Source organism: Marinobacter iranensis, from assembly GCF_029207565.1.
In the GTDB taxonomy this organism is placed as follows: Bacteria; Pseudomonadota; Gammaproteobacteria; order Pseudomonadales; family Oleiphilaceae; genus Marinobacter; species Marinobacter iranensis.
In genome coordinates this window covers 41676-66690 of sequence record NZ_JANCMW010000011.1, presented here as the reverse complement: position 1 = coordinate 66690, position 25015 = coordinate 41676, and the positions used below count along the sequence as shown (strand labels likewise).

Below are 25015 nucleotides of genomic sequence, written 5' to 3'. Positions count from 1 at the left end.
TTAAACCGGCTCGGGCGCTCTCCGTTCACCACGCAGCAGCGTCACGTCGGCCCTGGGCGGTGCACCGAACAGGCGGCTGTATTCGCGGCTGAAATGGGAGGGGCTTTCATAACCCACACGGTAGCTGGCGGTGGCCGCCTCCAGCCCTTCGGTCAGCATCAGCCGCCGGGCTTCATGCAGGCGCAGCTTTTTCTGGAACTGCAGTGGCGACATCCGGGTCACTTGCTTGAAGCTGTGGTACAGGGTGGATTCGCTCATATTGGCCGCTTCCGCCAACTCGCGGATTCGCAGCGGTTCCGAGTAGTGGTCCTTCAAGGCCGAGATGACCGTGGAAATCCGGTGCGACTGGGAATCGGCAGCGGCAAACTTGCGCATTCGTGACCCCATCTCGCCGATCAGCGTCCGGTAGATGATTTCCCGGCGGGCCAGGGGCGCGAGTATGGGGATGTCCCCGGGTGAGTCCAGCAGGCTCAGCAGCCGGTAAAGCGCGCTCTGCATACGCTCATCCATGGACGACATGCACAGGCCACATTCCAGCTCCGGACAGATGCCATGCGGGTCCAGTGGTGGCGCCTTGTCCCCCAGTTCCAGTACCAGGTCCGCCACTTCCTGTGGGTCCACCTTGAGTTTTGCCGCCAGGTAGGGCCGCTCAGCAGAAGCGTTGGTAATCCGCCCCAGCACCGGCAGATGGACCGAACTGGCGAGATAGGAAAGTGGCTGGTAGGTGATTTCGCGGTCGCCCAGTTGGATGGTCTTGGTGCCCTGGATCACAAAACACAGCGAGGGTTCATAGACACTTGAACCACAGCTGGAAGGCTCGTCGCAACGAATCAGTTCCACCCCGTCAATGGCGGAACCCTGAATACCCTGTTGTGTCGTCCATTGACCGACCACTCGGGCGAGTTGTTGCTGCAGGTTGAGGGTGAGATTTCCAGAAATCTCAGGAATGATGGCAGTCATCGGTGGGTCTCCCTTTGGCGGCAGTATAATCCTTCGCACCCTGAACCGTACGGATATTCATGTTTGTTCTGCAGGATCAGGCAATGACCGCGCAGAAATCGGCAACCGCATAGCCCCGGCTCAAGAGAGTCGGCAGAATCAGGCAAGCTTCCCGCAGTAACCCGATACCGTCTTTATCCCTGCATTCTTTATCTTTGCTGGCCAGTTGGGAAAACATTACCCGATCTGATAGACCAACGCTATTTCATCCATAACCAATACCTCGATTCCGGTTTATTGACCTCAAGTTAACTTGAGGAAATAGGCTGCATGTCGAATTCGTGTGAACCCAACCGACTTAACAAGCGATCCAACCGATTACTTGGCAAACGGGAGCGCTCACAAGGCGACCCTGATACTGGAGCGAAAACCATGGAAAGTCTGACAGCAAAAAATTTCAGTGGATCCGGCCGGATACTGGGTCTGGCCATTGCGCTGACGGTGTTACTGAGTGGATGCGAGGCGCAGAGCGACGAGGCAATGGTTATGCCTCCCCCGCCGGAAGTGGATGTCGCGGAAGTGATTGTGGAGCCGGTCACCCTGTGGGAGTCCTTTACCGGACGGGTAGCGTCACCGGAAACGGTGGATTTGCGGCCCCGCGTCAGTGGCTACATCGACAAGGTGGCGTTTGAGGAAGGCGAGCTGGTGCAAGCCGGGGACCTGTTGTTCCAGATAGACCCCCGCCCCTACAAGGCCCGCGAACAGGCGGCCCGTGCTGAACTGGCGCTGGCCAATAGCCAGTTGGAGTTGGCCCGGAGCGAAGCCGGCCGGGCGAAGACCCTGTTGGACAGCCGGGCTATTTCCCGCGAGGAATACGACCAGCGTAACGCCGCGTTAATGAGTGCCAGGGCCCGCGTGCAAGCTGCCCAGGCGGCACTGGATACCGCCGAGCTGGACCTGCAGTACACCCAGGTAACCGCACCGGTCAGCGGCCGCGCCGGGCGTGCGATGGTGACCCGTGGCAATCTGGCCAATGCGGACCAGAGCCTGCTGACCACCGTGGTATCGGTGGACCCGGTACACGTCTATTTCGAAGCCGATGAAAAATCCGCGTTCAGCAGCCAGCAATTGCTTGCCAGTGGCCAGCCGCCAACCGTGCGCATCTCGCTGGGCGGCGATGATGGCCGCCAGTACCAGGGCGAGCTGGATTTCATCGACAACCACCTGAACACCGGAACCGGCACCCTGCAGTATCGTGCGGTGCTCGACAACCCTGATGGCGTAATCAAACCCGGCCAGTTTGCTCGTGTGGAAATGCCCGTGGCCGAGCTGGACAGTGCGCTGCTGGTGAACCGCAAGGCGGTACTGACCGACCAGGACCGGCGTTATGTCTACGTGGTGGATGAAAACAACCTGGTTGCCCCCCGGCAGGTAACCACCGGACGCCAGGTGGACGACCTGCTGGTGATCCGCGAGGGCCTCAACAGCGGTGACCTGGTGATCATCAGTGGTGTGCAGAAGGTGTTTGGTGCAGGCATGGAAGTCAATCCGAAACTGGTCGCCATGAGGGAGTCCGCTCAGGGTGAGGGCGCGGTAGCCGTAGCCCGGGAGATGTCGCAATGAATGTCTCCCGTTTCTTTGTGGACCGGCCGATATTCGCGGCGGTGCTGTCCATCATCATTTTTGCCATTGGGTTGATTTCCATCCCCAACCTGCCCGTCAGCGAGTACCCGGAAGTGGTGCCGCCGTCGGTGGTGGTGCGTACGGTCTATCCCGGTGCCAACCCCAAGGAAATCGCGGAAACCGTGGCCACACCGCTGGAGGAAGCCATCAGCGGTGTTGAGGACATGATGTACTTCAAGTCTGTGGCCGGCTCGGATGGCGTACTGCAGATGACCGTCACGTTCCGGCCCGGCACCGACGCCGAGCAGGCCACCGTGCGGGTGCAGAACCGCGTCAGCCAGGCGCTGGCCCGGCTGCCGGAGGAGGTTCGGCGCCAGGGCGTGACCACCCAAAAACAGTCACCTACCTTCCTGATGGTGGTCCACCTGACCTCGCCAAACGGCACCTATGACACCCTGTACCTGCGCAACTACGCCCGGCTGCACGTGCGTGACCGGCTGGCACGCATCCAGGGGGTAGGGGACGCACAGATATTCGGTGGTGGTGATTACGCCATGCGCGCCTGGCTGGACCCGGAGCGAATTGCCGCCCGCGGCCTGACCGCCAGCGACGTGGTCGGTGCCATGCGTGAACAGAACGTGCAGGTTTCCGCCGGCCAGATCGGCGCGGAGCCAGTACCGGACAGCGACTTCCTGACCCTGATCAACGCCCAGGGCAGGCTCGAGACCGTCGAAGAGTTCGGCGACATCGTACTCAAGCGCGGCGACAACGGCGAGATCCTGCGGCTGGAAGACGTGGCCCGGCTGGAGATGGGGGCTGGCAATTACACCCTGCGGTCCCAGCTTGATGGCAAGGACGCTGTAGCGATCGGTGTCTTCCAGGCCCCGGGAGCCAACGCCCTGAACATTCGTGATGAAGTGATCGCAACCATGGACGAGATGGCCACCCGTTTCCCGGAAGATGTGGCGTATGAAGCGGTATACGACACAACCATCTTTGTCAGCGACTCCATCAAAGCGGTTGTCGCCACCCTGCTGGAAGCGGTGTTGCTGGTAGTATTGGTGGTTACCCTGTTCCTGCAGACCTGGCGGGCATCCATCATCCCCTTGCTGGCGGTACCGGTGTCGGTTATCGGCACTTTCGGCGCGCTTTACCTGCTGGGCTTCTCCATCAACACGCTGACGCTCTTCGGGTTGGTGTTGGCCATCGGTATCGTGGTGGACGACGCCATTGTGGTGGTGGAAAACGTCGAGCGTAACATCGAGGAAGGTCGAAGCCCGCTGGCGGCGGCCCACCAGGCCATGAAGGAAGTCTCTGGCCCTATCATCGCCATCGGCCTGGTGCTGTGCGCGGTGTTTATTCCCATGGCCTTCCTGTCCGGGGTGACCGGTCAGTTCTACCGGCAGTTCGCGGTGACCATCGCCATTTCCACGGTGATTTCCACCATCAACTCGCTGACCCTGTCACCGGCGTTGGCGGCTATGCTGCTCAAGCCTCATGGTGCCCCCAAGGACCGCCTGCAGAGGATCATCGATTTTCTGTTCGGTTGGCTGTTCCGGCCGTTCAACCGCTTTTTCAACGCCAGCGCGGAGAAATACCAAAGTGGGGTATCCCGTTCCCTGCGCCGGCGTGGCGCGGTCTTTGTGGTCTATGCGTTGTTGCTGGCAGGCACTGGCTTTATGTTCAAGACGGTGCCGCCGGGCTTCATCCCCATTCAGGACAAGTTGTACCTGATAGCTGGCGTGAAACTGCCGGAAGGGGCCTCCCTGGAGCGCACCGACCAGTTGCTGCAGAAGGTGACCGATATCGCCATGGAAACCGAGGGTGTGGCCAACGCCGTGGCCTTCCCCGGGTTGAACGCGCTGCAATTCACCAACACCTCCAATACCGGTGTGGTGTTCTTCCCACTCAAGCCGTTTGATGAACGCAGCCTGAGCGCGGCGGAGATCAACGCCCGCATTAGCCAGCAAATCGCCGGGCTGAAGGAAGGTTTCGCGTTTTCCTTCATGCCGCCCCCGATTCTGGGGCTGGGCAATGGTTCCGGCTATCAGTTGTTCATCGAAGACCGGGGCAATCTGGGCTACGGTGCCCTGCAGGACGCGGTAAACCAGTTCCAGGGCGCCATCGCCCAGACACCAGGCATGGGGTACCCCATCAGCAGCTACCAGGCCAACGTGCCACAGCTGGATGCGGAAGTAGACCGGCTCAAGGCCAAGGCCCAGGGTGTGCCGCTGACGGAGGTGTTCGATACCCTGCAGACCTATCTGGGTTCCACCTACGTCAATGACTTCAACCGCTTTGGCCGTACCTGGCAGGTGATTGCACAGGCTGATGCCCCTTACCGCGATAGCGTGGAGGACATTGCCCGCCTGCGTACCCGCAATGATCAGGGTGAGATGGTGCCCATCGGCTCCATGGTGGACATAAGCCAGAGTTTCGGTCCGGACCCGGTATTGCGCTACAACGGCTACCCCGCTGCTGACATCGCCGGGGAGGCGGACCCACGGGTGCTGTCTTCAGCCCAGGCCATGGATACCCTGACGGCTCTGGCGAACGAAGTACTACCCGCCGGCATGGACTTCGAGTGGACCGACCTGAGTTACCAGCAGGCCACCCAGGGTAACGCCGCACTGGTGGTGTTTCCGCTGGCTATCCTGCTGGTGTTCCTGGTGCTGGCGGCGTTGTATGAGAGCTGGACGCTGCCGCTGGCGGTCATCCTCATCGTGCCCATGTGCATGCTTTCGGCTCTGATCGGCGTGTGGTTTGGCGAAGGGGACAACAACATCTTCGTCCAGGTGGGCCTGGTGGTGTTGATTGGCCTGGCCTGTAAGAACGCCATCCTGATCGTGGAATTTGCCCGCGAGCTGGAACTGCAGGGGCGGAGCATTGTGGAGGCGGCGCTGGAAGCCTGCCGGTTGCGGCTGCGGCCCATCATCATGACTTCCATCACCTTCACCGCAGCGGTTGTTCCCCTGGTGCTAGCTACCGGCGCGGGCGCCGAGGTTCGCGAGGCCCTGGGCACCGCGGTGTTTGCCGGCATGATCGGCGTCACCCTGTTTGGCCTGTTCCTCACGCCGGTGTTCTATGTGGCCCTGCGTAAGCTCTCTGGTAGCCATCGCCTGAAGAGCCATCACGAATCCACGCTGACGTGCGAAGACGACCAGAATGAAGATGCGCTTCCGGGAGGTAGTCATGCTTAAAGTAATCACGATGACCGGGGCCCTGGTGCTGCTGGCTGGTTGTGCCGTGGGGCCGGATTACCAGGCCCCGACGACACCGGAACCGGACGCCTTCTCCGAAGGGCGAAAGATGGTTGCGGGTGATAGCGGCCAACAACGTTTCTGGCAGGGGTTTGACGACCCCTTGCTGGAGCAACTGATTGACCAGACGCTGGTGGCCAACCACACCCTGGAGGAAGCCGTGGCCCGCTACGAGCGCGCGGCAGCACTGCTTTACGGGGCCGAGCGGGATCAATGGCCCAGCCTGACCGCCAATGCCTCCGCCGCCGAGCAGTACCTGGCGGACATTGAGCAATCGCCCCCTGGGGCGGGGCCGGAGCGGGTGCAGCGTTATCAGGCCGGCCTGGCCGCCAGCTGGGAACTGGACCTGTTCGGGCGACTGCGGCGTGCGACCGAGGCGCAGAGGGCGGAACTGGAAGCCGCTGGCGCAGAACTGGGTGCCGTGCAGGTGGCCCTGGCGGGGCAACTGGCCAGCAGCTACTTTGAGCTGCGTGGGCTGCAGCAGCAGTTTCAGGTAGCCCGGCAGAGCGTGGCACTGCAGCAGCAGTCCCTGGATATTGTTGAAGCCCGCGTACAGGCCGGGCGCGGCACCGAGTTTGACCAAGTGCGTGCCCGTGCCCAGTTAGAAAGGACTCGTGCTGAACTGCCGACCTTGCAGGCGGCTATCCGGGCCGCGATGCACCGCATAGCCGTACTGACTGGCCAGCCGCCAATGGCGCTGGTAGACACTCTGTCACCCAGGGGTGCACTACCGGAGGCCCTGCCAGTGATTCCCGTGGACAGCCCCGGTGAGGTACTGCGCCGTCGGCCGGACATAGCTGCAGCTGAGCGCCGTTTGGCGGCCGCCACTGCGCGCATTGGCGTGGCCACCGCCGACCTGTTTCCACGCTTTACACTGAGTGGGCTGTTGGGCTCGGTTGCCGCCGACACCAGTGACCTGTTCACCGGCCCTGCGGAAACCCGGCGTGTTGCCCTGGGTATCGACTGGACTTTTCTGGACCACGGCAAGGTCAAGGCACGTATCGAAGCCGCAGGGGCCGACAGCCGTGCGGCCCTTGCCAGCTACCAGCAAACCGTACTGGAAGCCCTGGAGGAAGCGGAAACACGGCTGGTGCGCTACCAGCGCGCGCAACAGCGGGAAGAGCGGCTTGAACAGGCTATGAACAATGCCGAGAAAGCCGTGGAACTGGCCCGGGCCCGCTATGAAGAAGGCTTCATTGGCTACTTTGAGGTACTGACGGCGGAACAGGAGTTCACCGCCACACGGGATGCAGCCGTGCGTAGCCGCACAGCCGTGACCCTGGCGATGGTGGATGTCTATCGGTCATTGGTTGGGTCGCCGGGTTAATTACCCGGCGACTGCCGCTATTTCATCTCGAAGCCCCTGCCGCGCAGGAAGTCCCGCATGTGGGGGCGTAGTTTGGAGGTGAACAGCGGCTTGAGCTGTTCTGACCAGTTGGTGTCTTTATTACCCCCGGTGCGCACGTGGTAATAGGTGTGCATGGTGGCGTCGAACTCCGCCACCAGTTCCGCGTCGCGCTCGTCCTGGTAGTAGTCCTCCTTGAGGACGGATGCCAGCGGCAGGCGCGGCTTGATCTCCGGGGTCTGGTCCGGATAGCCCAGGCACATGCCAAACACCGGGTAGACATGGTCCGGCAGGCGCAGCAATTCGCTCACATCGGCCGGATTGTTGCGGATGCCGCCGATGTAACACAGGCCCAACCCTTCGGATTCCGCCGCCATAGCCACGTTCTGGGCAACCAGCGCGGTATCGATGCTGGCCACCAGCAGTTGCTCGGTCATACCGCGAACCACCTCGGCACCGGCCCGCGCAGCGGCATCCGTGGCCCGCTTCATGTCGGCGCAGAACACCAGGAAATCCGAACACTCCGCTACATAACGCTGGCCACCGCTCAGCTCTGCCAGGGCCTCGCGGTTCTTCGGGTTGATCACATGAATGATGGAATAGGCCTGCACATGGCTGGACGTGGCTGCACTCTGACCGGCACGGATCAGTTCCTCAAACAGCTCGCGGGGAATCCTGCGATCCTGGAACTTGCGGATAGAGCGGTGTGACTTGAGAAGTTCAATGGTCGGGTTCATAGTGCCTTCCGGTACAGCCTGAGAAAGCGATTATCCTGCCACTGCCACAGCGCTTTGGCAAAGAAGCCACGTTACAACCACTTTCCCGATGTCAGCGATAGCCTGGTTGCGCTCGTCGAACGAGGCATCGGTTTCTGTTATGTAGATAGCGATCACCAGGGGCTGGCGATCAGGAGGCCACAAAACAGCAGCAATCGAACGGGAGCCATGGCCACCAGCCCCGGAGCGGTCTCCGATTGTCCATTCCTGTGGGATTGCAGCCCGGAGTAAGTTATCACTTACCCGGTTGCCCCTGAGCCAGGAGATCAGCTTGTATCTGGAATCAGCCGCCAGGGCATTGCCCAGCACGAGCTTGCGGAGGTTGTGCACCATTGCATTGGGCGTGGTGGTATCTCGCGGGTCGCCCGGCGTGGCCTCGTTCAGGGTGGTTTCCGTTCGGTCCAGCCGGGTAATGGCATCTCCCAGGTCGCGAACAAACCCGGTAACGCTCCCGGGCCCACCGAGCGCATTTAAAACAAGGTTGGCCGCCGTATTGTCACTGGTGGACATGGTCGCCTCACAGAGCTCCTCCAGGGTCATGCCAGGCTCTCCGGTGTGAGTCTCTGTCACCGGAGAGTAGGTGACCAGCGCCTCTTTGCCGAACGTGACTCGCTGGTCAAGATCCTCAGCTCCGCTATCCGCCTTTGCGAGCAACGCCGCGCAGGCCAGGGTTTTGAACGTGCTGGTCATGGGAAAACGGTCGTCACCGTGGTAATCCCAGGTTTTCCCGCTGGCCGCATCGTAGAGGGCGACTCCCATTCGGGCGTCCAGGCGCTGCTCCACCGTTTTCACCATCTCAAGTAATGGGTTGGCTTGAGCGAGGGGACAGGCTGAGGTGATCAAAAGCAGAACGAAAACACGCAATCCTTGCCTCAAAATCAGTCCCCCACCGAATAGGACAGAATCCGGGACAAATGGCTGTAGGGCAAGCCGGTTTCCTGATGCCAGTCATTAAAGGCCTGCTGCGCCTGGATCAGGGCTTTCTTGCTGCCGGGCGTTGCGTCCAGCCGTTCTTCACGATAAAGCCCGGCGACCACATCCGACGACAGGATAAAGCCATCCCAACCAACCCGGCGCAGGAAATACTGGGCCGTGTTGCCGCCCAACCGGGCGCCGTGGCGTTTGAGCCACATCAGTAGGCCGACCTGGTCCTGGGATGGCCATTGGGCCAGGAAAGCGCCGAAGCCGCCGTGTTCACGGGCCCCGTCCACAATCATGCGGGCGTTTTCAGGTACGGTGCGGATCTTCTGCATGTTCCGCACAATGCGCTCGTCCTGTGCCAGTTCTTCCAATACTTCCGGGGGCACCTGCTGCCAGTAGAGTGGCACGAAGCCCTTGAAGGCAGCCTCGAAATCGGGCCACTTGTTCTCTATCACACGCCACACAAAACCTGCCTTGAACACACCGCGAGTCACCTCAGACAGATAGCGGTCGTCACTTATCGCTTCCAGCTCTCCTGGCTCGGCGACCCGGGGCAGGAGTGTGCGTAATTCGGCTTCTCCACCCTTGCGGGCGGCTGCCTGGTTATAAATTCTGGCAAAGGACATGACGTAATATCCGAAATCCGGTTGTAGAGCAGAAGGTGTGTGGTTCACTATAAAGGAAACGGGTTCAATCAGGGAGCCAGGTTATGCCACTTATCGGATGGGTTTTTATCTTAGTTGCTTTTGCCCTGGTGGTCGGCAGCCTTTTCGTGCTGCGGGACAGCGCCAATAGTATGCGCATCTCGGAAGAAAAGATGAAGAAGATCCAGGCACGGAAGGCAGAAGTCGAAGCCGAGGAAAGCGCGGAGGACAGGGAACAGTGGTAGTTCGTCCGGTCCTCCGGTGATTTTCCTGATTTCGCTTCAGTGATTCACCTGAGCGGCGAATCAGAACGCCGCGTTCGGTGTCATTACAGCCTTGTCACCCTCGAGGACGGTGCTGCGTGCCTTCGCTAGCCGTAACAGGCAATGGCACCGCGGTGCCATCGATGGCGATTCTCTGCTTTGCATAGCGCTATTGTAGACCTGCCTTCAGGAACCGTCCGCCGCGATTAATCGCACCGCGACACCCATGTGTTGCGACCCGGTTTCGCTTTGGTGATGGGATCCGAAAAGGCTGACCCATTCACCTTCCTTCAATACCAGCGGCCCCTGGCCGGTATTACTGCCGTCGTCGGTAGTGTATGTACCGATGTAGTTGAACCGGAATGGCCCGGAGGAACCATCGACCGGGCTGATCTTATAACCTAGGGCAAACTCCCTGGACGCGATGAACCCGTTATCTTCGGCAGCCACGCCCACCTTTAAGATCTTTGACTCATCCAGAAATTTGGGCAACAGATCGGACGGAGGACTGTCGGGGTTTGCGGCCTGACACTCGCAGTAACGAACTTCCAGGAGTAAAGGCTTACTGTCGATATAATCCGCAGGTGTGGGCTGGCCGGCAAGGGCCGGGCCGGAGAGGGTGAACAATGCGAGCAGAATGAACGCCTTGATACTATGTGATGTCTTCCTTGGCATGTTGGTTCCTCATTATCTTGGAATGGGGTCATCGGCTGCCTTGGGCGCGCTTAAGGCTTTGCTGTAGTAGCCTGATGGATCAAAACAGCAAACCCGGCGTTTGCCGGAAGCAAGCATGTCACAAGCATCGCTGATCCGCTTTGCCCGGGTTTTGGACTGCTTGGCTGAGGTAATCCAGTGTATCCAGTCCAGGCGCGCGATGGGGGTGGTATCGTCCCAAACCACTCGAGCCTCGGGAGCCTCTGCCAGGGCTTCTAGCAGGTCGGGCGGAACCTCAGGCTCGGGTTCCTGCGCCACTGACATGATCTCGAACGTGGCCATGTCGCCAATGTTCAGGCCTGCGGTCTCGAGCAACTCCTCGTTTATCCGCAGCCAGTGGCTCAATTGACCATCCGGCTCAAGCGTCGCCTGGAAGCTTCGGCCGTTGATGCTGCCCTCTACCGTCGTCCTGCCTCGCCTGGGAAGCTTTGCGCTCGCGTCCTTGGGCAAAACGATAAAAGCCCAGGGAGTATCAGTGCCTGGCTTGGCCGGGCGTAGCAGTTCTGCTTCAAACCGAGACTTTGTGTCGCTTTGCTCCATGTCTAGTTAGCCTTCAATGATTGGTTATGCTCTTCCCGTGGCTGCCGGGCATAGCTCACCGTCAATGCCTCCCATACATGGCCGTCGGGTTCATTCCAGTAAACAATTCGTCCGCCATGCTGAGTATTGATCTCCATATCCACTGAACCATGCGGGGTGCTCCTGTACTCGATTCCCCTGGCCTTGATTCTGGCTACGATCCCGTCGAACTCCTCGTCGCTCACACGAAAACAATAATGTTGCACAGGATAGGAATCGTCAGCCTGGTCGAAATCCAACGTCAGTCCGTCGTTCACATAAACAGGGGAAAACGGCCCGGTTCCCGACTCCGCCCACGGAACATCCAGAAGGTAGGCGAGTAACTCGGCCGCAGCCTTTCTATCCCGAACTGGAACTATCGCATGGTCAAGTTGAATGCTCATCGTCGGTACCCTTGACTTTACTGGCCGTTGATATGTAGCTCCTCAATCCTGCGCTCCGTCAACCGGATTCGCCAGAGAACTGGGCGAATACCTCTGCCTCGGTCAGGTTTTTGGTGTGGTTTGCAAAGCTGTAATGCGGCGGCTTTTTGTCGATGAATATCTGCTCGGTAAACTCCCAGGGTTGGGTGTCATCAAACATACCGATAGGAATGGCATAGAAGGGCTGTTCCTTCAAACGGTAGAACAGGTGCGTACCGCAGGTGTTGCAAAACCCCCGTTCGGCCCACTCCGAAGAGGCGTAGGTGGTAATGTTTGGCTCGCCCTCAAAGCTAACCCGGTCTTCGCATTCCACGGCCAAAAGCGGCCCTCCGCCCCACTTGCGGCACAGGCTGCAGTGACAGGCGCCAAAATGAATGCTTTTCGGTGTCGCCGTGATCCGGACTGACCCACACAAGCATTGACCTGTGCGCGATTGTTCAGTGCTCATTGTTTACCTCCTTTGCTCCCGCTTTTCTGCTGGATCAGAATGACAGAATAGCAAAGGGAAGCCGGGGTAGAAGTATTTCAGGTTGCTTAACGGGCCTCCGAACAGATCTATCCCGGTCCTTTTCTACTTGATATCCCCCTTGTGAATAAGGTCGGTCAAGCGCCTGTGCCACTCCACGTCTCGCCACATGCCCTCGAACTGTGGGCCGCAGAAGTGGCTGGTGGAAAGTGCGATCCAACGGCCGGTCTCCGACGCCTCCTTCACGCCGAATGCACACAGCTCCTTAACCCAATCCCAGTCCAGCAGTGGCCAGTCTTTGTAGGCGACCAGCGCCCAGCCTTCGGTGGTAATCAGGGGTTTGTCGGCATGGCGGGACCATTCGGCCAGAAGGTCGATACCCTCTTTCAGGCAGTTTTTCCAATGCGCGGGATCAGTTCTGTACGTGGTCTCTGCATTCCGAGCCAGAATCTCGTACATTTCCGGATCAAAGCTCGCCTTGCCAAGGTCGAACCCAATCCGTTCGTCAAAGTCGCTCAGCTCTGGCTGCGTCATCCAGATGTGCGGTTCTAGCAGATCCATGAAGGAGACATCTTGTTCCTGCCAGTTCCGGTATTCCGCTGCGTAGGAGAAGCAGTAATCCAGCTCGGGATAGGCTTGCCGTACTATAGCGGTCGACTCCGCCATCCAGCGCCGTATCTCGGGTAAGGTTCGTGAGGGCCCGCTATCGCCGTTGCTGCTATTCCCGGAGTCAGGCCCTAGAAATGGCGCCCACAGGGGTTCTGGCCACTCATTACAGAGGTCAACCCATAACACAGTGTCCAGAAGGCCTGCTTCAGCAATGGAGTTCAGGGTGCTTACCCAGATACGCCCCAGGTCCTCTGGCGAGTTGATCCGCATCCTGACATTATCCGCGTCCTGTCGGAACCACGTCGACAGTGCGACCTTCACGTTCCGTTCCGCGCACTTGCCAATAAACTCGTTCAAGGCAGGCTGTACCCTGACTCTGGTCGTGGCCGGGCTCCCCCAGTCGTGCTGGCTCCAGACAGGCAAGAGCTCCCATTCACGTTCAGGATCAGCGTCAATAAGATGGGGATAGGCATCAATGCGAACGGCGTCGTAGCCCCGTTCTGTCAGCTCATCCAGGGCTTTATCCCAATCTTCATATCCGGCGCCTGGCCAACGACGTTCCAGCCACGAGAAGTCCCACATCGCGATTGCCAGTGGATGGGTAAGTTTGGGCTTCAGCATCGTTAAACTCCTTCGAAAGGTGAACCAGTGGCAATCACTATCCCCCATTGACCTTACGCAGAAAAACGAGTATTTCTTGGCAGGTCATTAAGTAAAACTTGAAGATATATGCAGCGAATGCTCCCCGGGACCCGGGCACTCAGAACGTTCGAAGCAGCCGGGCGACACCTGAACTTCACCCGCGCGGCGGAAGAGCTGGGTTTAACCCCGGCGGCGGTCAGTTTTCAGATCAAGGAATTTGAGGAGCAGCTTGACGTCCCGCTCTTCACGCGCACCAGCCGAAGGATTCAGCTCACCTTTGCTGGCGCCGTGATGTTCGAAGCCGCCACCGACGCTCTGGACAGTCTGCACCGTGCTGCTGGCCGCGCTCGAAGAATGGCCCGTGGGGCCGCCCACCTGCGCCTCTCCCTGGGCGCAAGATTTGCCACCCACTGGCTTTTGCCTCGCCTGTCCCGTTTCCGGGAAGCAAATCCCGATCTGGAACTGACATTCGATATCACTGATCAGGTGCGGGACTTCGGTGTGGATGATGTGGACGCTGCGATTCGCTTCGGCAATGGCAAATACACGGGCACGCAATCAGAGCGCCTGTTCGATACCGTTGTGGTCCCGGTCTGCAGCCCAAGACTGATTGAAACCAGCCTCAAACCCGAAGTGCCGAAAGACCTCTTCCACCACACCCTCTGTTATGTTGACTGTCAAACCGGAGGCATGGTCTGGCCGAACTGGTCGATGTGGATGGCCGCGGCGGGAATCGACGAGTTCGACGACAGCCAATGCATCGCCTTCACTGATTCGAGCCATGTGGTGCAAGCGGTAACTGACGGAAATGCCATCGGCCTGGTTGAACTGGAGATGGTTGAGAACGACCTGGCCGAGGGGCGGCTGGTGAGACTGTTCGATATCGGGGTGAGCGTAGCGGAGGAGTACGCCTATCATCTGGTCTATCCGGAAAGCAGCAGCGAAGAGCCCAGTGTAAAGACGCTTCGCGACTGGATATTGAGCGAGGCCAGCTAGACGTCAGCCAAAGACCACCTCCTAAATGTCGTACTCGTCGTGGCGGCGGTTCCATTCATACGGGGCGGTCTGCGGCCAGCCTTCTGGAGAGTCTTCCCATGTCTCCTGGCGGCCAAAGGGGGTCAGATCCAGGTAGGTCCAGTGGGTGCCGAGGTATTCGACGCCGCGCGCTCCCGTAAAGTAGGTACGGTATATGTCGTTGCCGTCACGGTGAAAAACGCTTGCACCGTGCCTCTCGCCATTATCGGTGGTTACGCCGAAATCGTAGTTGAAATCGCTTTCGTAGGACGAGTACCAGGGAATCGTCCAACCCATACGCGATTGGTACTGCCTGATCTTCTCCAGAGGAGCGCGTGAGACCATTACCAGCGAGGTATCACGAGCATTGAGATGGGCGGGGTGAGTCATGGCGTCGGCAACCCACGAACACCCGTCACAACCCGCGTTCCAGTCGGGGGCAAACATGAAATGGTACACAATGAGTTGGCGGCGCCCCGCGAACAGGTCGAGAAGAGTCGCTGCACCGTTTACGCCCTGTACCGTATAGTCCTTCTCCACCTTCATCATTGGCAATCTGCGGCGCTCGGCGTTCACCGCGTCACGTGCGCGGGTCAGCTCCTTCTCTTTTACCAACAGTCGATCAAGGGCTGCTTGCCATTCCTCAGCAGACACGGCCTTTGGTAGCGATTGCTGAGTTGTCATACCGTGGTCCTCCTATGGGTGGGATTTGGCCTTTTGAATCAAAGTGGCCAGCTCGGGCGCAATTGGCATCTTTCTGAACGGGCTTATGTTGGCTCCACCGGTGTTGCCCTGGGGCACCAATCCAAACGCTGTTTTTGTAGCGGCACCGACAATCCGGAAAAGCTGCCCGAACGCTTCTTTGGCTGAATGATTGCGCAATGCCCACAACAGCATCAGCACATGAACCTTTACATGCCAGTAGGTGGACTCCTGGCCAAGCACGTGAGCTCTTTCCAGGTGCACAAATTCCTGGCTGGCCTGGCCGGCGGAATTGGCCCGGCGGGCCTCAGCCAACTCCGCTTCCACGTAGGGAGCTATTTTCCTGGTGAAGTTCGTTTCCATCCTGACCTCCTTGGAGGGGTATCAACGCCATCGGGCACAGACTCTAACTATACCCAATCCCGGATATTCCGATATACCCCGGCAGGGCTTTGATACGTTCGATCCCGGCCTGAATGGCCGGGTATTTTTCGAGCGTCATGCCCCCTTTAATATCTAAATATCAAAACTACCAATAGAGCAGATACCAGGCACGCGATAACCGTCCGTATTGCGTTCCACCGATTCCAGCGTACCTCGAAGGCCTCGCGAGCTGCTTCTTGGGCGACCTCATCCATGGCATCGACATTCAGAGATTGGAGTCTGTTGTTTAGGGGGATGTTGATGGTGAATGTCGGCAATTGGACACCGAGCAGATAGGCGAGTGTTGAAATGATTAGAAGCCAGGCACCCACCGCATCCAGGTAGCCAATTCCAAGCGCCGTAGCGACAACCAACGCTATAAGTGAACCAAGCCAGACCACCATAAATAGGGGTTGGTTGTTCTGGATGATGCCATCTATGGCCTGAAATGCCCGGATAAATTCTCTGTTGTTTAGATTTCCTATGCCAGGCATGACCACGACGGCAAAAGCGAACAGGAATCCCGCCACGAGAGAACACAGAAATGTTGCAAGGGCTAACGCAACCTGAAGAAATCCCATAATTTTCACCTTGATTCTATTGGCAGTGCTACTCAATAGTCGAACGGCGCGAGAGTAAATCGACAGGTGAAGGTGGCCTGAATGAAATGCGGAGTGCCCGATATTATCCAGAGCTTACCGAAGTATTGACATAAGGAAGGCATAAAAAAAGCGCCGTACTCAAAGAGCAGGCGTTTTTTCAGGGTCATCTGGGTCTCTTTCTTTGTCGTTTTATTATTTGGCGACTAGTGTCCCAAAAACTTTAGAACGACAAGTTGTATTGAACAACGAAAATAACCGGTTTACCCACAGGTACGCCTTGCCAAGTGGATAAACAATTCCCGAATGCCATACTGCCAAGGTGGCAATTGATCGCTGCGATCGACGACATTGACCAAACTGCCGAGCTTGGGTGTGGAGATCGTGACGCGATCGCCGATATGGTGGGTAAAGCCCTGGCCGGCGCCATCCCTATCCTGAATGGGGGAGAACATGGTGCCGAGAAACAGCATGAAACCATCCGGGTATTGATGATGGACACCGCAGGTCTGATTCACCAGGTCGAGGGGGTCGCGACTGATTTCTCGCATGTCGCTGGTGCCTTCCAATACAAATCCGTCGTCACACCCTTCGATGCGCAGCGAGACCTGTGCCTCTCTTACGTTATCGAGCGTATAGTGCTCATCGAACAAGCGAATAAAGGGGCCAATGGCGCAGGACGCATTGTTGTCCTTGGCCTTGCCCAGCAGCAAGGCGCTGCGACCTTCGATATCACGCAGATTGACGTCATTACCCAGGGAGGCCCCACGAGGAATACCGTTGGCATCCACCGCAAGGACGATTTCAGGTTCGGGGTTGTTCCATTGAGAGTCGGGATGCAGGCCAACATAGTCACCGAACCCCATCGATGAAAGCGGCTGAGCCTTGGAGAAAACTTCGGCATCGGTACCGATACCCACTTCCATGTACTGGGACCAGGCGCCGCGTGATTGAAGTTCGGCCTTCAGCGTGAGCGCGGCTTGAGAACCGGGAGTGATCCGGGACAGATCTCCGCCGATCATTGTTTGCAGTTCCTGCCGCAACTCACTTGCACGTTGGGGGTCGCCACCGGCCTGCTCTTCGATGACACGCTCTAGCAGACTGACGGCAAACGTCACGCCGCAAGCCTTGATCGCCTGAACGTCACAGGGAGCGAGCAAATAGGGTGGATGCCTGGGTTCTGCCAGGGAGTTACCAAGCAATGCCTCGACGGTTCCCAGGGATTCACCTTCGACCCGCGAAGCGAAATCGCTGGCATCCGGACGATCAAGGAGATCCGCCATGGTCATGACGTGGGCCGAAATATCGATGACTTGGCCATCTCGGACGACGATGATCGCCGGCCCGGCATGGGCCGTGTCCCGCCATACCCGGCCCACCAGCAGGGCGGCCTGGGCATCCTCGGGCAAGTGAGTTGCTGGCAAACTGTCATGCATGTTTTAGTTCCCGGTAACTGTTGGTTTTGCTTTGTTTTTACGCTTCGCGCACGCCATCCACGAGCCGGCTTATATCCAGGGGGTTGCCTCCATGCAGGGCATTGGGCAAGAGCCCCTCGGGCAGGTTCTGATAGCAGACCGGACGCAGAAAGCGATGGATCGCCGCGCTACCCACCGAGGTGGTACGCGAGTCGGATGTGGCCGGGTAAGGGCCTCCATGCACCATGGCATGACACACCTCCACGCCGGTGGGCCAACCGTTGGCCAGGATACGACCGGCTTTGCGTTCAAGTGTCGGTAGCAGGGCATGTGCACTGGTCAGGTCGCCCTCGTCGATATGAAGGGTAGCGGTGAGCTGGCCTTCGAGTTTCTCGGCGACGTGCTTCAGCTCGTCGTTGCTTGAGCATTCCACTACAAGCGAACAAGCCCCGAACACTTCTTCCTGTTGCAATGCTTCGTCAGCGAGGAACTCGGAAGCGGTGGTTTGAAATAACGCCGCCTGGCAATCGTGGGGGCCGGAACCCTGCTGACCACGAGCCACTTCGCGGACCTTGGCATGGTTGGAGAAGCGATTGACGCCTTCCTCGTAGGACTGGTGTGTACCCGGCGTGAGCATTGTCTGGGCCGCGCTCTCCTTGACCGCGGCGCTTGCGGTATCGAGGAAAGTATCCAGGGCCGGACTTTTCACTGCGAGTACCAGGCCCGGGTTGGTGCAGAACTGGCCAGCACCCATGGTGAGGGAACCAACGAAGGTTTTGGCAATCTCATCAGCCCGGTTGTTGAGTGCTTCCGGGAACAGGAAGACCGGGTTGATACTGCTCATCTCGGCATACACCGGGATCGGTTCGGGACGACCCTGAGCCGTCTTCATCAACGCGGTTCCGCCTTGACGCGAGCCGGTAAAGCCCACCGCCTTGATGCGTAGGTCGGCGACCAGTGCCTGACCAAGATCGCGGCCCGAACCGTAAAGGAGCGAGAAGACACCCTCCGGCAGACCGCAGTGTTTCACTGCCTTCTGTACTGCCTTACCGACAAGCTCGGATGTTCCGGGATGAGCCGAATGGGCCTTGACCACCACGGGGCAGCCTGCGGCTAACGCCGAGGCGGAATCCCCTCCCGCGACGGAAAATGCCAGCGGGAAGTTGCTGGGGCCGAAGACGGCCACCGGGCCGGTAGCGACATGTCGCTGGCGCAGGTCGACCCTGGGCATGGGCTGGCGTTCCGGCAGCGCCGGGTCGATGCGCACGTCGAGCCACTCACCGGCACGCACCACGGAGGCGAATAGACGCAGCTGGCCGCAGGTGCGGCCCCGTTCGCCCTCGATACGCGGCCGGGGCAGGCCACTTTCAGCCATTGCTCGCTCGACCAATTCATCGCCGATGGCTTCGATTTCGGTCGCGATGGTTTCCAGAAAAACCGCACGCTCCTCAAGAGAGGTCTCGCGATAGGCATCGAAGGCGGCCCAGGCTTTCCCACAAGCCAGGTCAACTTCAGCCTGTCCTCCGCCTTGATAGGGGGGCTCAAGCTTTTGGCCGTTAGAGGGGTCGATGGCGTAGATGTCCGCTGTATTGCCGCCGACGGTTCTTTGTCCGATCAGTGATTTACCTTCCAGTGTCATAATGAACTCCTTGGGTGTTTAAAGTGATGAAATTGCGCTGGTGGTATTGTCCGTTTCAAAACGTAGGGAGTTGCGCAGCGGCCGTCCGAATTCAGGCAGACTGATATCGAAGCGATCACCTTCTTGAGGGCTGATGCCGTCAGCGAAACTCAGGGTGGCCGTGCCGAAGAAATGCACATGCACATCCCCGGGACGACGAAAGTTGTCGTATTTAAAGTGGTGGTATTCGAGGTTGGCCAGACTATGCGACATGTTGGCCTCGCCGGTTAGAAACGGCTTTCCCCATAATGTCTTGCCGTTGCGCATGATGCGACTGCTGCCTTCCAGATGCCTGGGCAGGTCGCCGATCAGGAGTTCCGGCCCGAAGCTACAGGCGCGCAGCTTGGAATGCGCCAGCCACAGATAATTGAAGCGTTCGGTGACATGGTCGGAGAACTCGTTGCCGATGGCGTAGCCGACCCTCCAAGGTGTGCCGTCGTTCCCGATCACGTAGAGCCCGGCCAGCTCCGGTTCCTCGCCTGCGTCCTTGGCGAAGCCGGGTACCGGGATCGGGGTCTCCGGGGCCACCACGCAATTGCCGTCACCCTTGTAGAACCATTCCGGTTGGGCACCTATGTCGCCGGCGGAAGGCTTGCCCCCCTCGACGCCAAGGTTGAACATGCGCATGGAATCGGACATTTCGCTTTCATCGGCCTTGGCTTTGGCATGCATGGCATCGCGAGTATCGGCACTGCCCAGATGAGTAAGGCCGGTGCCCGTGACCAGGCAATGGGCGGGGTCGGAGTGGGTCAACGGCGGCAGCAGGCACTTTTCATCGATTAACTGCTGATAGTCGAGTCGGTCTTCGGTCATTGATGCTTCGACGATGTCACTCAACGGCTTGCCGCTACGGATCGCCCGCATCGCCAAGGTATAGGTGTCGGCATCGAGAAGCCTGACTTGTTGCTCGTGTTCCACCAGGGCGGAGCGGATCTGGCCCCGATGTGAACATTGAATCAATCGCATGATGATTTCCTCCTGGAGGCAATGAGCCGGTGAATCAAAGAGGCCAGATCGCCAGTTGCGGCCAGAGCAACAGCGTCGCCAGTACGCACAGCTGGATAGCCATGAACGGCAGAACCGATAAGTAAATGTCCTTCAGGCTGATATCCGGCGGCGCCACGCTTTTCAGGTAGAAAGCGGCGGGACCGAAGGGCGGAGACAGGAACGAGACCTGCATGTTGACCGCGAACAGGATGCCGAACCAGATCGGGTCGAATCCCAGCTGAATGACGATCGGCAGGAAAATAGGCAGGGCCAGCATGGCGATGCCGATCCAGTCGAGAAACAGCCCAAGAACCAGCATGATGGCCATCATCACCATGATGATCATGATTGGCGCCACATCGAGCCCGAGTATCAGGTCCGAGACGAAGCTGTTGCCGCCCATCAGGTTGTAGACACCCACCAGCGCAGCGGCGCCGATACCGATCCAGATGATCATTCCGCAGGTGTTCATCGTCTGACTCAGGCTGTGGTGCAGCATGCCTATGTTGAACTCGCCGCGTACCAGAGTGGCGAGTATTACCCCGAACACGCCCATGGCGGCGGCCTCGGTTACCGAGGCGATACCGCCATAGATGGTGCCCAGCACCAGGAAGGCGATCAGCCCAGGCAGCAGGATGGCCTTGAGCGCATCGAATCGGCTGGTGAAAGGATTGTCCTGAGTGTTTTCGTCGAGGGGCGGTCCGAGAGAAGGATTCTTCAGGCAGCGCACCAGCACGTAGGCGATGTAAGAACCCATTAAAATTATTGCGGGTGTAATGGCCGCGGTAAACAGCTCGGCAATCGAAACGCTGGCGATCAGGCCGTAGATGATCAGCACGATGGAAGGAGGCATCATGGTGCCCAGGGCCCCACCAGCGCAGACCACACCAATAGATAGACGTTTGTCGTAACCCAACCGCAGCATCTGGGGCAATGCCAGGATACCCAACAGCACTATTTCACCGCCGATGATGCCCGACAGGGCGGCGAGGAAAAATGCCACCACAATGGTCTGTACTGCTACGCCACCCGGAAGACGTCCGGCGAATACGCGCATGGCATTGAATAAATCCCTGGCGATTCCCGAACGGTCGAGCAACGAGGCCATCAGCACGAACATTGGTACGGCCACCAGCGAGTACTCGGTGATGAATCCGTAAACCCGGCTCGTTATCAGCGGTAACGCCATCTCACCGAACCAGCCGAAGGTGAAGGCCAGGGCCACCAGACCAGTAATGAAAGCGAGAGGGAGACCGGTGATCAGCAGGGCGAAGATTGCGCCCACCATCAGAATCGTCGCGGTTCCGATATCCATCAGTTGGTCTCCTCGGTGGCGACGGGCTTAGCACGGATTGCCTGAATCAAATGCAGCAATGCCTGAACGCTCATCAACAGCAGGGCGAACAGGATCACACCCTTCACCATGGCTGGAAACGGCGGGTTCCAGGAGGTTCCGGAACGCTCCAGTGACCACTGACCGAGCGGGTTGTGCGATGCGCCCCAGAACATGTGGAAAGCGGCATAGCTCATGGCCAGGCAGAAGAACAACGTCAGGAAATCGTTCAAGCGGTCCATCCAGCACTTGAGGCGTGGACCGGCGCTGTCGTAGAGCACCTTGACGCGGATATGGCTGTTTTTCGCCAATGCCGCTGGCCCACCGAGGGCGAAGATTACGGCGATTAGAAACACCACGGTTTCATGTACCCACGAAGTGGGGCTGTTGAACCCGTAACGCATGAACACTTCCAATACGCTGATGCCCATGGCCAGAAGTACCAGCCAGGCGGCGACACGGCCACCTCGGGCAACCACACGATCGAGCGCCGTGCGTTCGGGTGACACCTCTTCGGCTTTTCCCAGGATGTCGGAAATATCCTGGGTCTCAGGAGGGCGGTCTTGGGTATCGGGGATTTTTTTCGGCATGGCTCGTCTCTACGCATATCGCCCGAGGGGCTACCTCAAGCGATATGTCGATTGGGGTTAAAGGACGCCGGGTCAGAGAAGGTTGCGCGAGCGCAAAAAGGCGGTGGCCGAATCGTAGATCTTCTGGGTCATCTCGTTTCTGCCAGCCCATTCTTTCCATTCCGCTTCCGCTGCAGTACGGAATTTCTTGCGGTCTTCGGCAGAAAGGTCGTAGGGATGAACGTCAGGGTCTTCCTGAAGCCTTTGCAGCGTCTCGATATCCTGCAGCTTGAGACGTGCGATCAGGTCATAGGACATGCCATCGAAAGCAGTGCTGAGGGTGGCCTGCAACTCCTCGGGCAAGCTATCCCAGATATCCTTGTTGATCGATACCGCAATCATCGGCATGGAGTGGAAGCCGGGATACAGAGGGTAAGGGGCGAACGCATGCAGGCCCATGGCATCGTTGTTGGAGAGTACCGTGGAGTCTGCGGCGTCAATCACCCCTTTCTCCAGGCCGGTGTAAACTTCGGATCCGGGCAGGTTGACCGGGGTCGCGCCGATGCGCTCAAAAATATTGTAGACCATGCCTTGGGGCGCGCGGATCTTCAGGCCTTCAAAATCTTCCAGAGATTCGATGGGTACGGTGGAAGGGATCGATTCCAGAGGAAAAGTGGCGGCAGCGATCAGGTGAACACCATAAGGCTCAGCCAGCTCGTTGTAGAGCTCCTCGCCACCGCCGTATTTCATATATTCCAGGAAGTCATAGGAGTTACTCCAAGCCCCCACCAAGTTACCCAGCATGCCGAAAGCCGGGTTTTGTCCTGAAAAGTAGCTGGGATCGGTCATGTGTCCTTGAAGAATGCCTGCGCTGACAGCGGACAAGGTTTCGGTCGGCCCAACCACGGCATTGATAGGCATTACTTCGATTTCAACACGGTCGTTGGTCATCTTGGTGATCTTGTTGGCCCATTCCTGTTTGATTTTGAAACTCGGCTCACCGGACGTCTCCGATGCCTGAAATTTCCACTTGTAGTCGGCTGCTTGAGCTGTGGACAGCCCCAGCAACAAAGCGGGAACAATAAGAAGAAGGCTGTATTTCGAATTAAGCATGTGTTTCTCCGACGATGAAGATTGTTGTTGTTGTTTCATGGAGGGGGTAACCCCCATCCGAGCATTTTCTATGTTGTACTATTAGATTTATTTGTTCAACATATACTTTCGTATGTATCGACAGAGTAGGGGGGAGGGAGTACCGTTTTAAGCGAATTTACGCCATATACGGGTTGGGCTAGTCGGCCGTGCCCCTTTAAGGAGTGACTACGATGTCCCAGCGACAGCGTCCATTACGCAGTGCCGAATGGTTTGGTACCGCGGACAAGAATGGTTTCATGTATCGCAGTTGGATGAAGAACCAGGGGATTCCCGATCACGAGTTCCGAGGTAAACCGATCATCGGTATCTGCAATACCTGGTCGGAATTGACACCGTGCAATGCCCACTTTCGTAAGCTTGCGGATCACGTCAAGCAAGGGGTGTTGGAGGCCGGAGGCTATCCGGTAGAATTCCCAGTGTTTTCCAATGGTGAATCCAACCTGCGACCCACGGCAATGTTTACTCGCAACTTGGCGAGCATGGATGTCGAAGAAGCTATTCGCGGCAATCCCATGGATGCAGTGGTGCTGTTGGTAGGGTGCGACAAGACCACCCCGGCGTTGTTGATGGGTGCGGCGAGCTGCGACATTCCCACCATCGTGGTCACCGGTGGGCCAATGCTGAATGGCAAGCATAATGGCAAGGATATCGGCTCGGGCACCGTTGTCTGGAAGCTTTCGGAAGAGGTCAAGGCGGGCAAGATATCCATGCATGAGTTCATGGCGGCGGAAGCCGGGATGTCGCGTTCGGCAGGTACCTGCAACACCATGGGTACCGCTTCGACCATGGCTTGCATGGCAGAGTCTCTAGGCACCTCGCTGCCCCACAACGCCGCAATTCCGGCGGTGGATTCGCGGCGCTACGTCCTGGCGCATCTATCCGGCAATCGCATCGTCGAGATGGTCAATGAAGAGTTGAACTTGTCGAAGATACTGACCCGGGAAGCCTTCGAAAATGCGATTCGCACCAATGCCGCCATTGGTGGATCAACCAATGCGGTGATTCATCTCAAAGCGATTGCCGGCCGTATCGGTGTGGATCTGGCCCTTGATGACTGGACTCGTATCGGACGTGGCACGCCCACGATTGTTGACCTTCAGCCGTCGGGGCGCTTTTTGATGGAGGAGTTCTACTATGCCGGAGGGCTGCCTGCGGTACTGCGGCGTCTGGGAGAGGCTGACCGCCTACCCCATAAGGATGCCTTGACCGTCAACGGCAGAACTTTGTGGGAAAACGTTCAGGATGCGCCGCTTTACAATGATGAGGTCATCCGCGCACTGGATAGTCCACTGCTTGCTGATGGTGGGATGTGTGTGCTGCGCGGCAACCTGGCTCCCAACGGTGCCGTACTCAAACCATCAGCGGCGAGCCCTGAATTGATGAAGCATCGCGGGCGCGCGGTGGTCTTTGAAGATTTCGACCATTACAAGGCGCGCATCAACGACCCCGACCTGGATGTCGACGCAAATAGCATATTGGTAATGAAAAACTGTGGCCCCCGCGGTTATCACGGCATGGCCGAGGTTGGCAATATGGGTTTGCCGTCAAAGCTGCTCGAACAAGGCGTGACCGACATGGTGCGCATCTCGGATGCACGCATGAGCGGTACGGCTTACGGCACGGTGGTACTGCACGTAGCACCGGAAGCGGCTGCCGGTGGCCCTCTAGCCGCCGTGCATGAAGGTGATTGGATCGAACTCGACTGTGAGGCCGGTAACTTGCATCTGGATATCAGCGATGCCGAGCTTACTTCCCGCCTGGCCGGAAGTGATCCCACCGAAAAATCGCGGCGTATCGCCAGTGACGGCGGCTATCGCCAGTTATATATCGAGCATGTGTTACAGGCGGACGAAGGCTGTGATTTTGACTTCCTTGTCGGCTGTCGTGGCGCCGATGTACCGCGGCACTCGCATTAAGGATGGCTGAAATCTCAAGGG

Annotated in this window: 24 protein-coding genes; 6 read left to right on the top strand and 18 right to left on the bottom strand. The window is 58.3% G+C overall.

What is annotated here, in order from left to right; genetic code table 11:
* Positions 1-960: an AraC family transcriptional regulator gene (locus NLU14_RS16065; protein WP_275708355.1), complete on the bottom strand. Its 960-nt coding sequence runs from the start codon at positions 958-960 to the stop codon at positions 1-3.
* Positions 961-1371: 411 nt separating this feature from the next.
* Between NLU14_RS16065 and NLU14_RS16060 the strand changes: the two genes are divergently transcribed.
* Genes NLU14_RS16060 through NLU14_RS16050 form a run of 3 tightly spaced genes read left to right on the top strand, consistent with a single transcriptional unit; the run spans position 1372 to position 7149 of the window.
* Positions 1372-2562: an efflux RND transporter periplasmic adaptor subunit gene (locus tag NLU14_RS16060; RefSeq protein ID WP_275708353.1), complete on the top strand. Its 1191-nt coding sequence runs from the start codon at positions 1372-1374 to the stop codon at positions 2560-2562.
* On the top strand, positions 2559-5762 hold the full coding sequence (locus NLU14_RS16055; RefSeq protein ID WP_275708350.1) for an efflux RND transporter permease subunit: 3204 nt from the start codon (positions 2559-2561) through the stop codon (positions 5760-5762). The genes NLU14_RS16060 and NLU14_RS16055 overlap by 4 nt, the downstream gene beginning before the upstream one ends.
* Positions 5755-7149, top strand: a complete 1395-nt coding sequence (locus NLU14_RS16050; protein WP_275708348.1) for an efflux transporter outer membrane subunit — start codon at positions 5755-5757, stop codon at positions 7147-7149. Before NLU14_RS16055 ends, NLU14_RS16050 begins: the two co-directional genes overlap by 8 nt.
* A gap of 17 nt (positions 7150-7166) precedes the next feature.
* Here the strand turns inward: NLU14_RS16050 and nfsA are convergent, their stop codons facing one another.
* The 3 genes from nfsA to NLU14_RS16035 are packed head-to-tail and all read right to left on the bottom strand — an operon-like array spanning position 7167 to position 9490.
* Complete coding sequence (gene nfsA, locus NLU14_RS16045; RefSeq protein WP_275708346.1) at positions 7167-7904, bottom strand: oxygen-insensitive NADPH nitroreductase; 738 nt, start codon at positions 7902-7904, stop codon at positions 7167-7169.
* 30 nt (positions 7905-7934) lie between these two features.
* Positions 7935-8825, bottom strand: coding sequence for a class A beta-lactamase (gene bla, locus NLU14_RS16040; RefSeq protein WP_420845073.1), 891 nt, complete (start codon positions 8823-8825; stop codon positions 7935-7937).
* The gene (locus NLU14_RS16035) at positions 8822-9490 is read right to left on the bottom strand and encodes a DNA-3-methyladenine glycosylase I (RefSeq protein ID WP_275708342.1); all 669 of its coding nucleotides are present in this window, start codon (positions 9488-9490) and stop codon (positions 8822-8824) included. Before NLU14_RS16035 ends, bla begins: the two co-directional genes overlap by 4 nt.
* Positions 9491-9573: 83 nt before the next feature.
* Between NLU14_RS16035 and NLU14_RS16030 the strand changes: the two genes are divergently transcribed.
* Positions 9574-9753: a DUF2897 family protein gene (locus NLU14_RS16030; RefSeq protein WP_275708340.1), complete on the top strand. Its 180-nt coding sequence runs from the start codon at positions 9574-9576 to the stop codon at positions 9751-9753.
* Positions 9754-9957: 204 nt separating this feature from the next.
* On the opposite strand, the gene NLU14_RS16025 is transcribed toward NLU14_RS16030, so the two are convergent.
* The 5 genes from NLU14_RS16025 to NLU14_RS16005 all read right to left on the bottom strand — a co-directional run bounded on the left by NLU14_RS16025 (position 9958) and on the right by NLU14_RS16005 (position 13182).
* A complete protein-coding gene (locus NLU14_RS16025; RefSeq protein WP_275708338.1) occupies positions 9958-10446 on the bottom strand; it encodes a hypothetical protein in 489 nt (162 codons plus the stop codon).
* A gap of 12 nt (positions 10447-10458) precedes the next feature.
* The gene (locus NLU14_RS16020) at positions 10459-11025 is read right to left on the bottom strand and encodes a YdeI/OmpD-associated family protein (RefSeq protein ID WP_275708336.1); all 567 of its coding nucleotides are present in this window, start codon (positions 11023-11025) and stop codon (positions 10459-10461) included.
* 2 nt (positions 11026-11027) lie between these two features.
* Positions 11028-11447 carry a VOC family protein gene (locus NLU14_RS16015; RefSeq protein ID WP_275708334.1) on the bottom strand — a complete coding sequence of 140 codons (420 nt, stop codon included), beginning with the start codon at positions 11445-11447 and terminating at the stop codon, positions 11028-11030.
* 58 nt (positions 11448-11505) lie between these two features.
* Complete coding sequence (locus NLU14_RS16010; protein WP_275708331.1) at positions 11506-11934, bottom strand: GFA family protein; 429 nt, start codon at positions 11932-11934, stop codon at positions 11506-11508.
* Between the two features lie 123 nt (positions 11935-12057).
* Entirely contained in the window at positions 12058-13182 is a 1125-nt protein-coding gene (locus NLU14_RS16005; protein ID WP_275708328.1) for a cellulase-like family protein, read from the bottom strand.
* A 108-nt stretch (positions 13183-13290) separates the two neighbouring features.
* Between NLU14_RS16005 and gcvA the strand changes: the two genes are divergently transcribed.
* Positions 13291-14199: a transcriptional regulator GcvA gene (gcvA, locus tag NLU14_RS16000; RefSeq protein WP_275708326.1), complete on the top strand. Its 909-nt coding sequence runs from the start codon at positions 13291-13293 to the stop codon at positions 14197-14199.
* A 21-nt stretch (positions 14200-14220) separates the two neighbouring features.
* Here the strand turns inward: gcvA and NLU14_RS15995 are convergent, their stop codons facing one another.
* The 9 genes from NLU14_RS15995 to NLU14_RS15955 form a co-directional block, all read right to left on the bottom strand.
* Positions 14221-14901: a DUF899 domain-containing protein gene (locus NLU14_RS15995; RefSeq protein WP_275708323.1), complete on the bottom strand. Its 681-nt coding sequence runs from the start codon at positions 14899-14901 to the stop codon at positions 14221-14223.
* Between the two features lie 12 nt (positions 14902-14913).
* Entirely contained in the window at positions 14914-15282 is a 369-nt protein-coding gene (locus tag NLU14_RS15990; RefSeq protein WP_275708321.1) for a DUF3703 domain-containing protein, read from the bottom strand.
* A 146-nt stretch (positions 15283-15428) separates the two neighbouring features.
* Positions 15429-15923 carry an anthrone oxygenase family protein gene (locus NLU14_RS15985; protein ID WP_275708319.1) on the bottom strand — a complete coding sequence of 165 codons (495 nt, stop codon included), beginning with the start codon at positions 15921-15923 and terminating at the stop codon, positions 15429-15431.
* Positions 15924-16204: 281 nt separating this feature from the next.
* Positions 16205-17377, bottom strand: a complete 1173-nt coding sequence (locus tag NLU14_RS15980) for a fumarylacetoacetate hydrolase family protein (protein ID WP_275708317.1) — start codon at positions 17375-17377, stop codon at positions 16205-16207.
* A 37-nt stretch (positions 17378-17414) separates the two neighbouring features.
* Complete coding sequence (locus NLU14_RS15975; RefSeq protein WP_275708315.1) at positions 17415-18995, bottom strand: aldehyde dehydrogenase (NADP(+)); 1581 nt, start codon at positions 18993-18995, stop codon at positions 17415-17417.
* Between the two features lie 18 nt (positions 18996-19013).
* On the bottom strand, positions 19014-20000 hold the full coding sequence (araD1, locus tag NLU14_RS15970) for an AraD1 family protein (protein WP_275708313.1): 987 nt from the start codon (positions 19998-20000) through the stop codon (positions 19014-19016).
* Between the two features lie 34 nt (positions 20001-20034).
* Positions 20035-21336, bottom strand: a complete 1302-nt coding sequence (locus NLU14_RS15965; protein ID WP_275708311.1) for a TRAP transporter large permease — start codon at positions 21334-21336, stop codon at positions 20035-20037.
* A complete protein-coding gene (locus NLU14_RS15960; RefSeq protein ID WP_275708309.1) occupies positions 21336-21944 on the bottom strand; it encodes a TRAP transporter small permease subunit in 609 nt (202 codons plus the stop codon). Before NLU14_RS15960 ends, NLU14_RS15965 begins: the two co-directional genes overlap by 1 nt.
* Positions 21945-22016: 72 nt before the next feature.
* Positions 22017-23075 (bottom strand): TRAP transporter substrate-binding protein, encoded by a 1059-nt coding sequence (locus NLU14_RS15955; RefSeq protein ID WP_275708307.1) that lies wholly within the window; start codon positions 23073-23075, stop codon positions 22017-22019.
* Between the two features lie 173 nt (positions 23076-23248).
* Between NLU14_RS15955 and NLU14_RS15950 the strand changes: the two genes are divergently transcribed.
* Positions 23249-24994 carry an IlvD/Edd family dehydratase gene (locus NLU14_RS15950; RefSeq protein ID WP_275708304.1) on the top strand — a complete coding sequence of 582 codons (1746 nt, stop codon included), beginning with the start codon at positions 23249-23251 and terminating at the stop codon, positions 24992-24994.
* Positions 24995-25015: the final 21 nt, after the last annotated feature.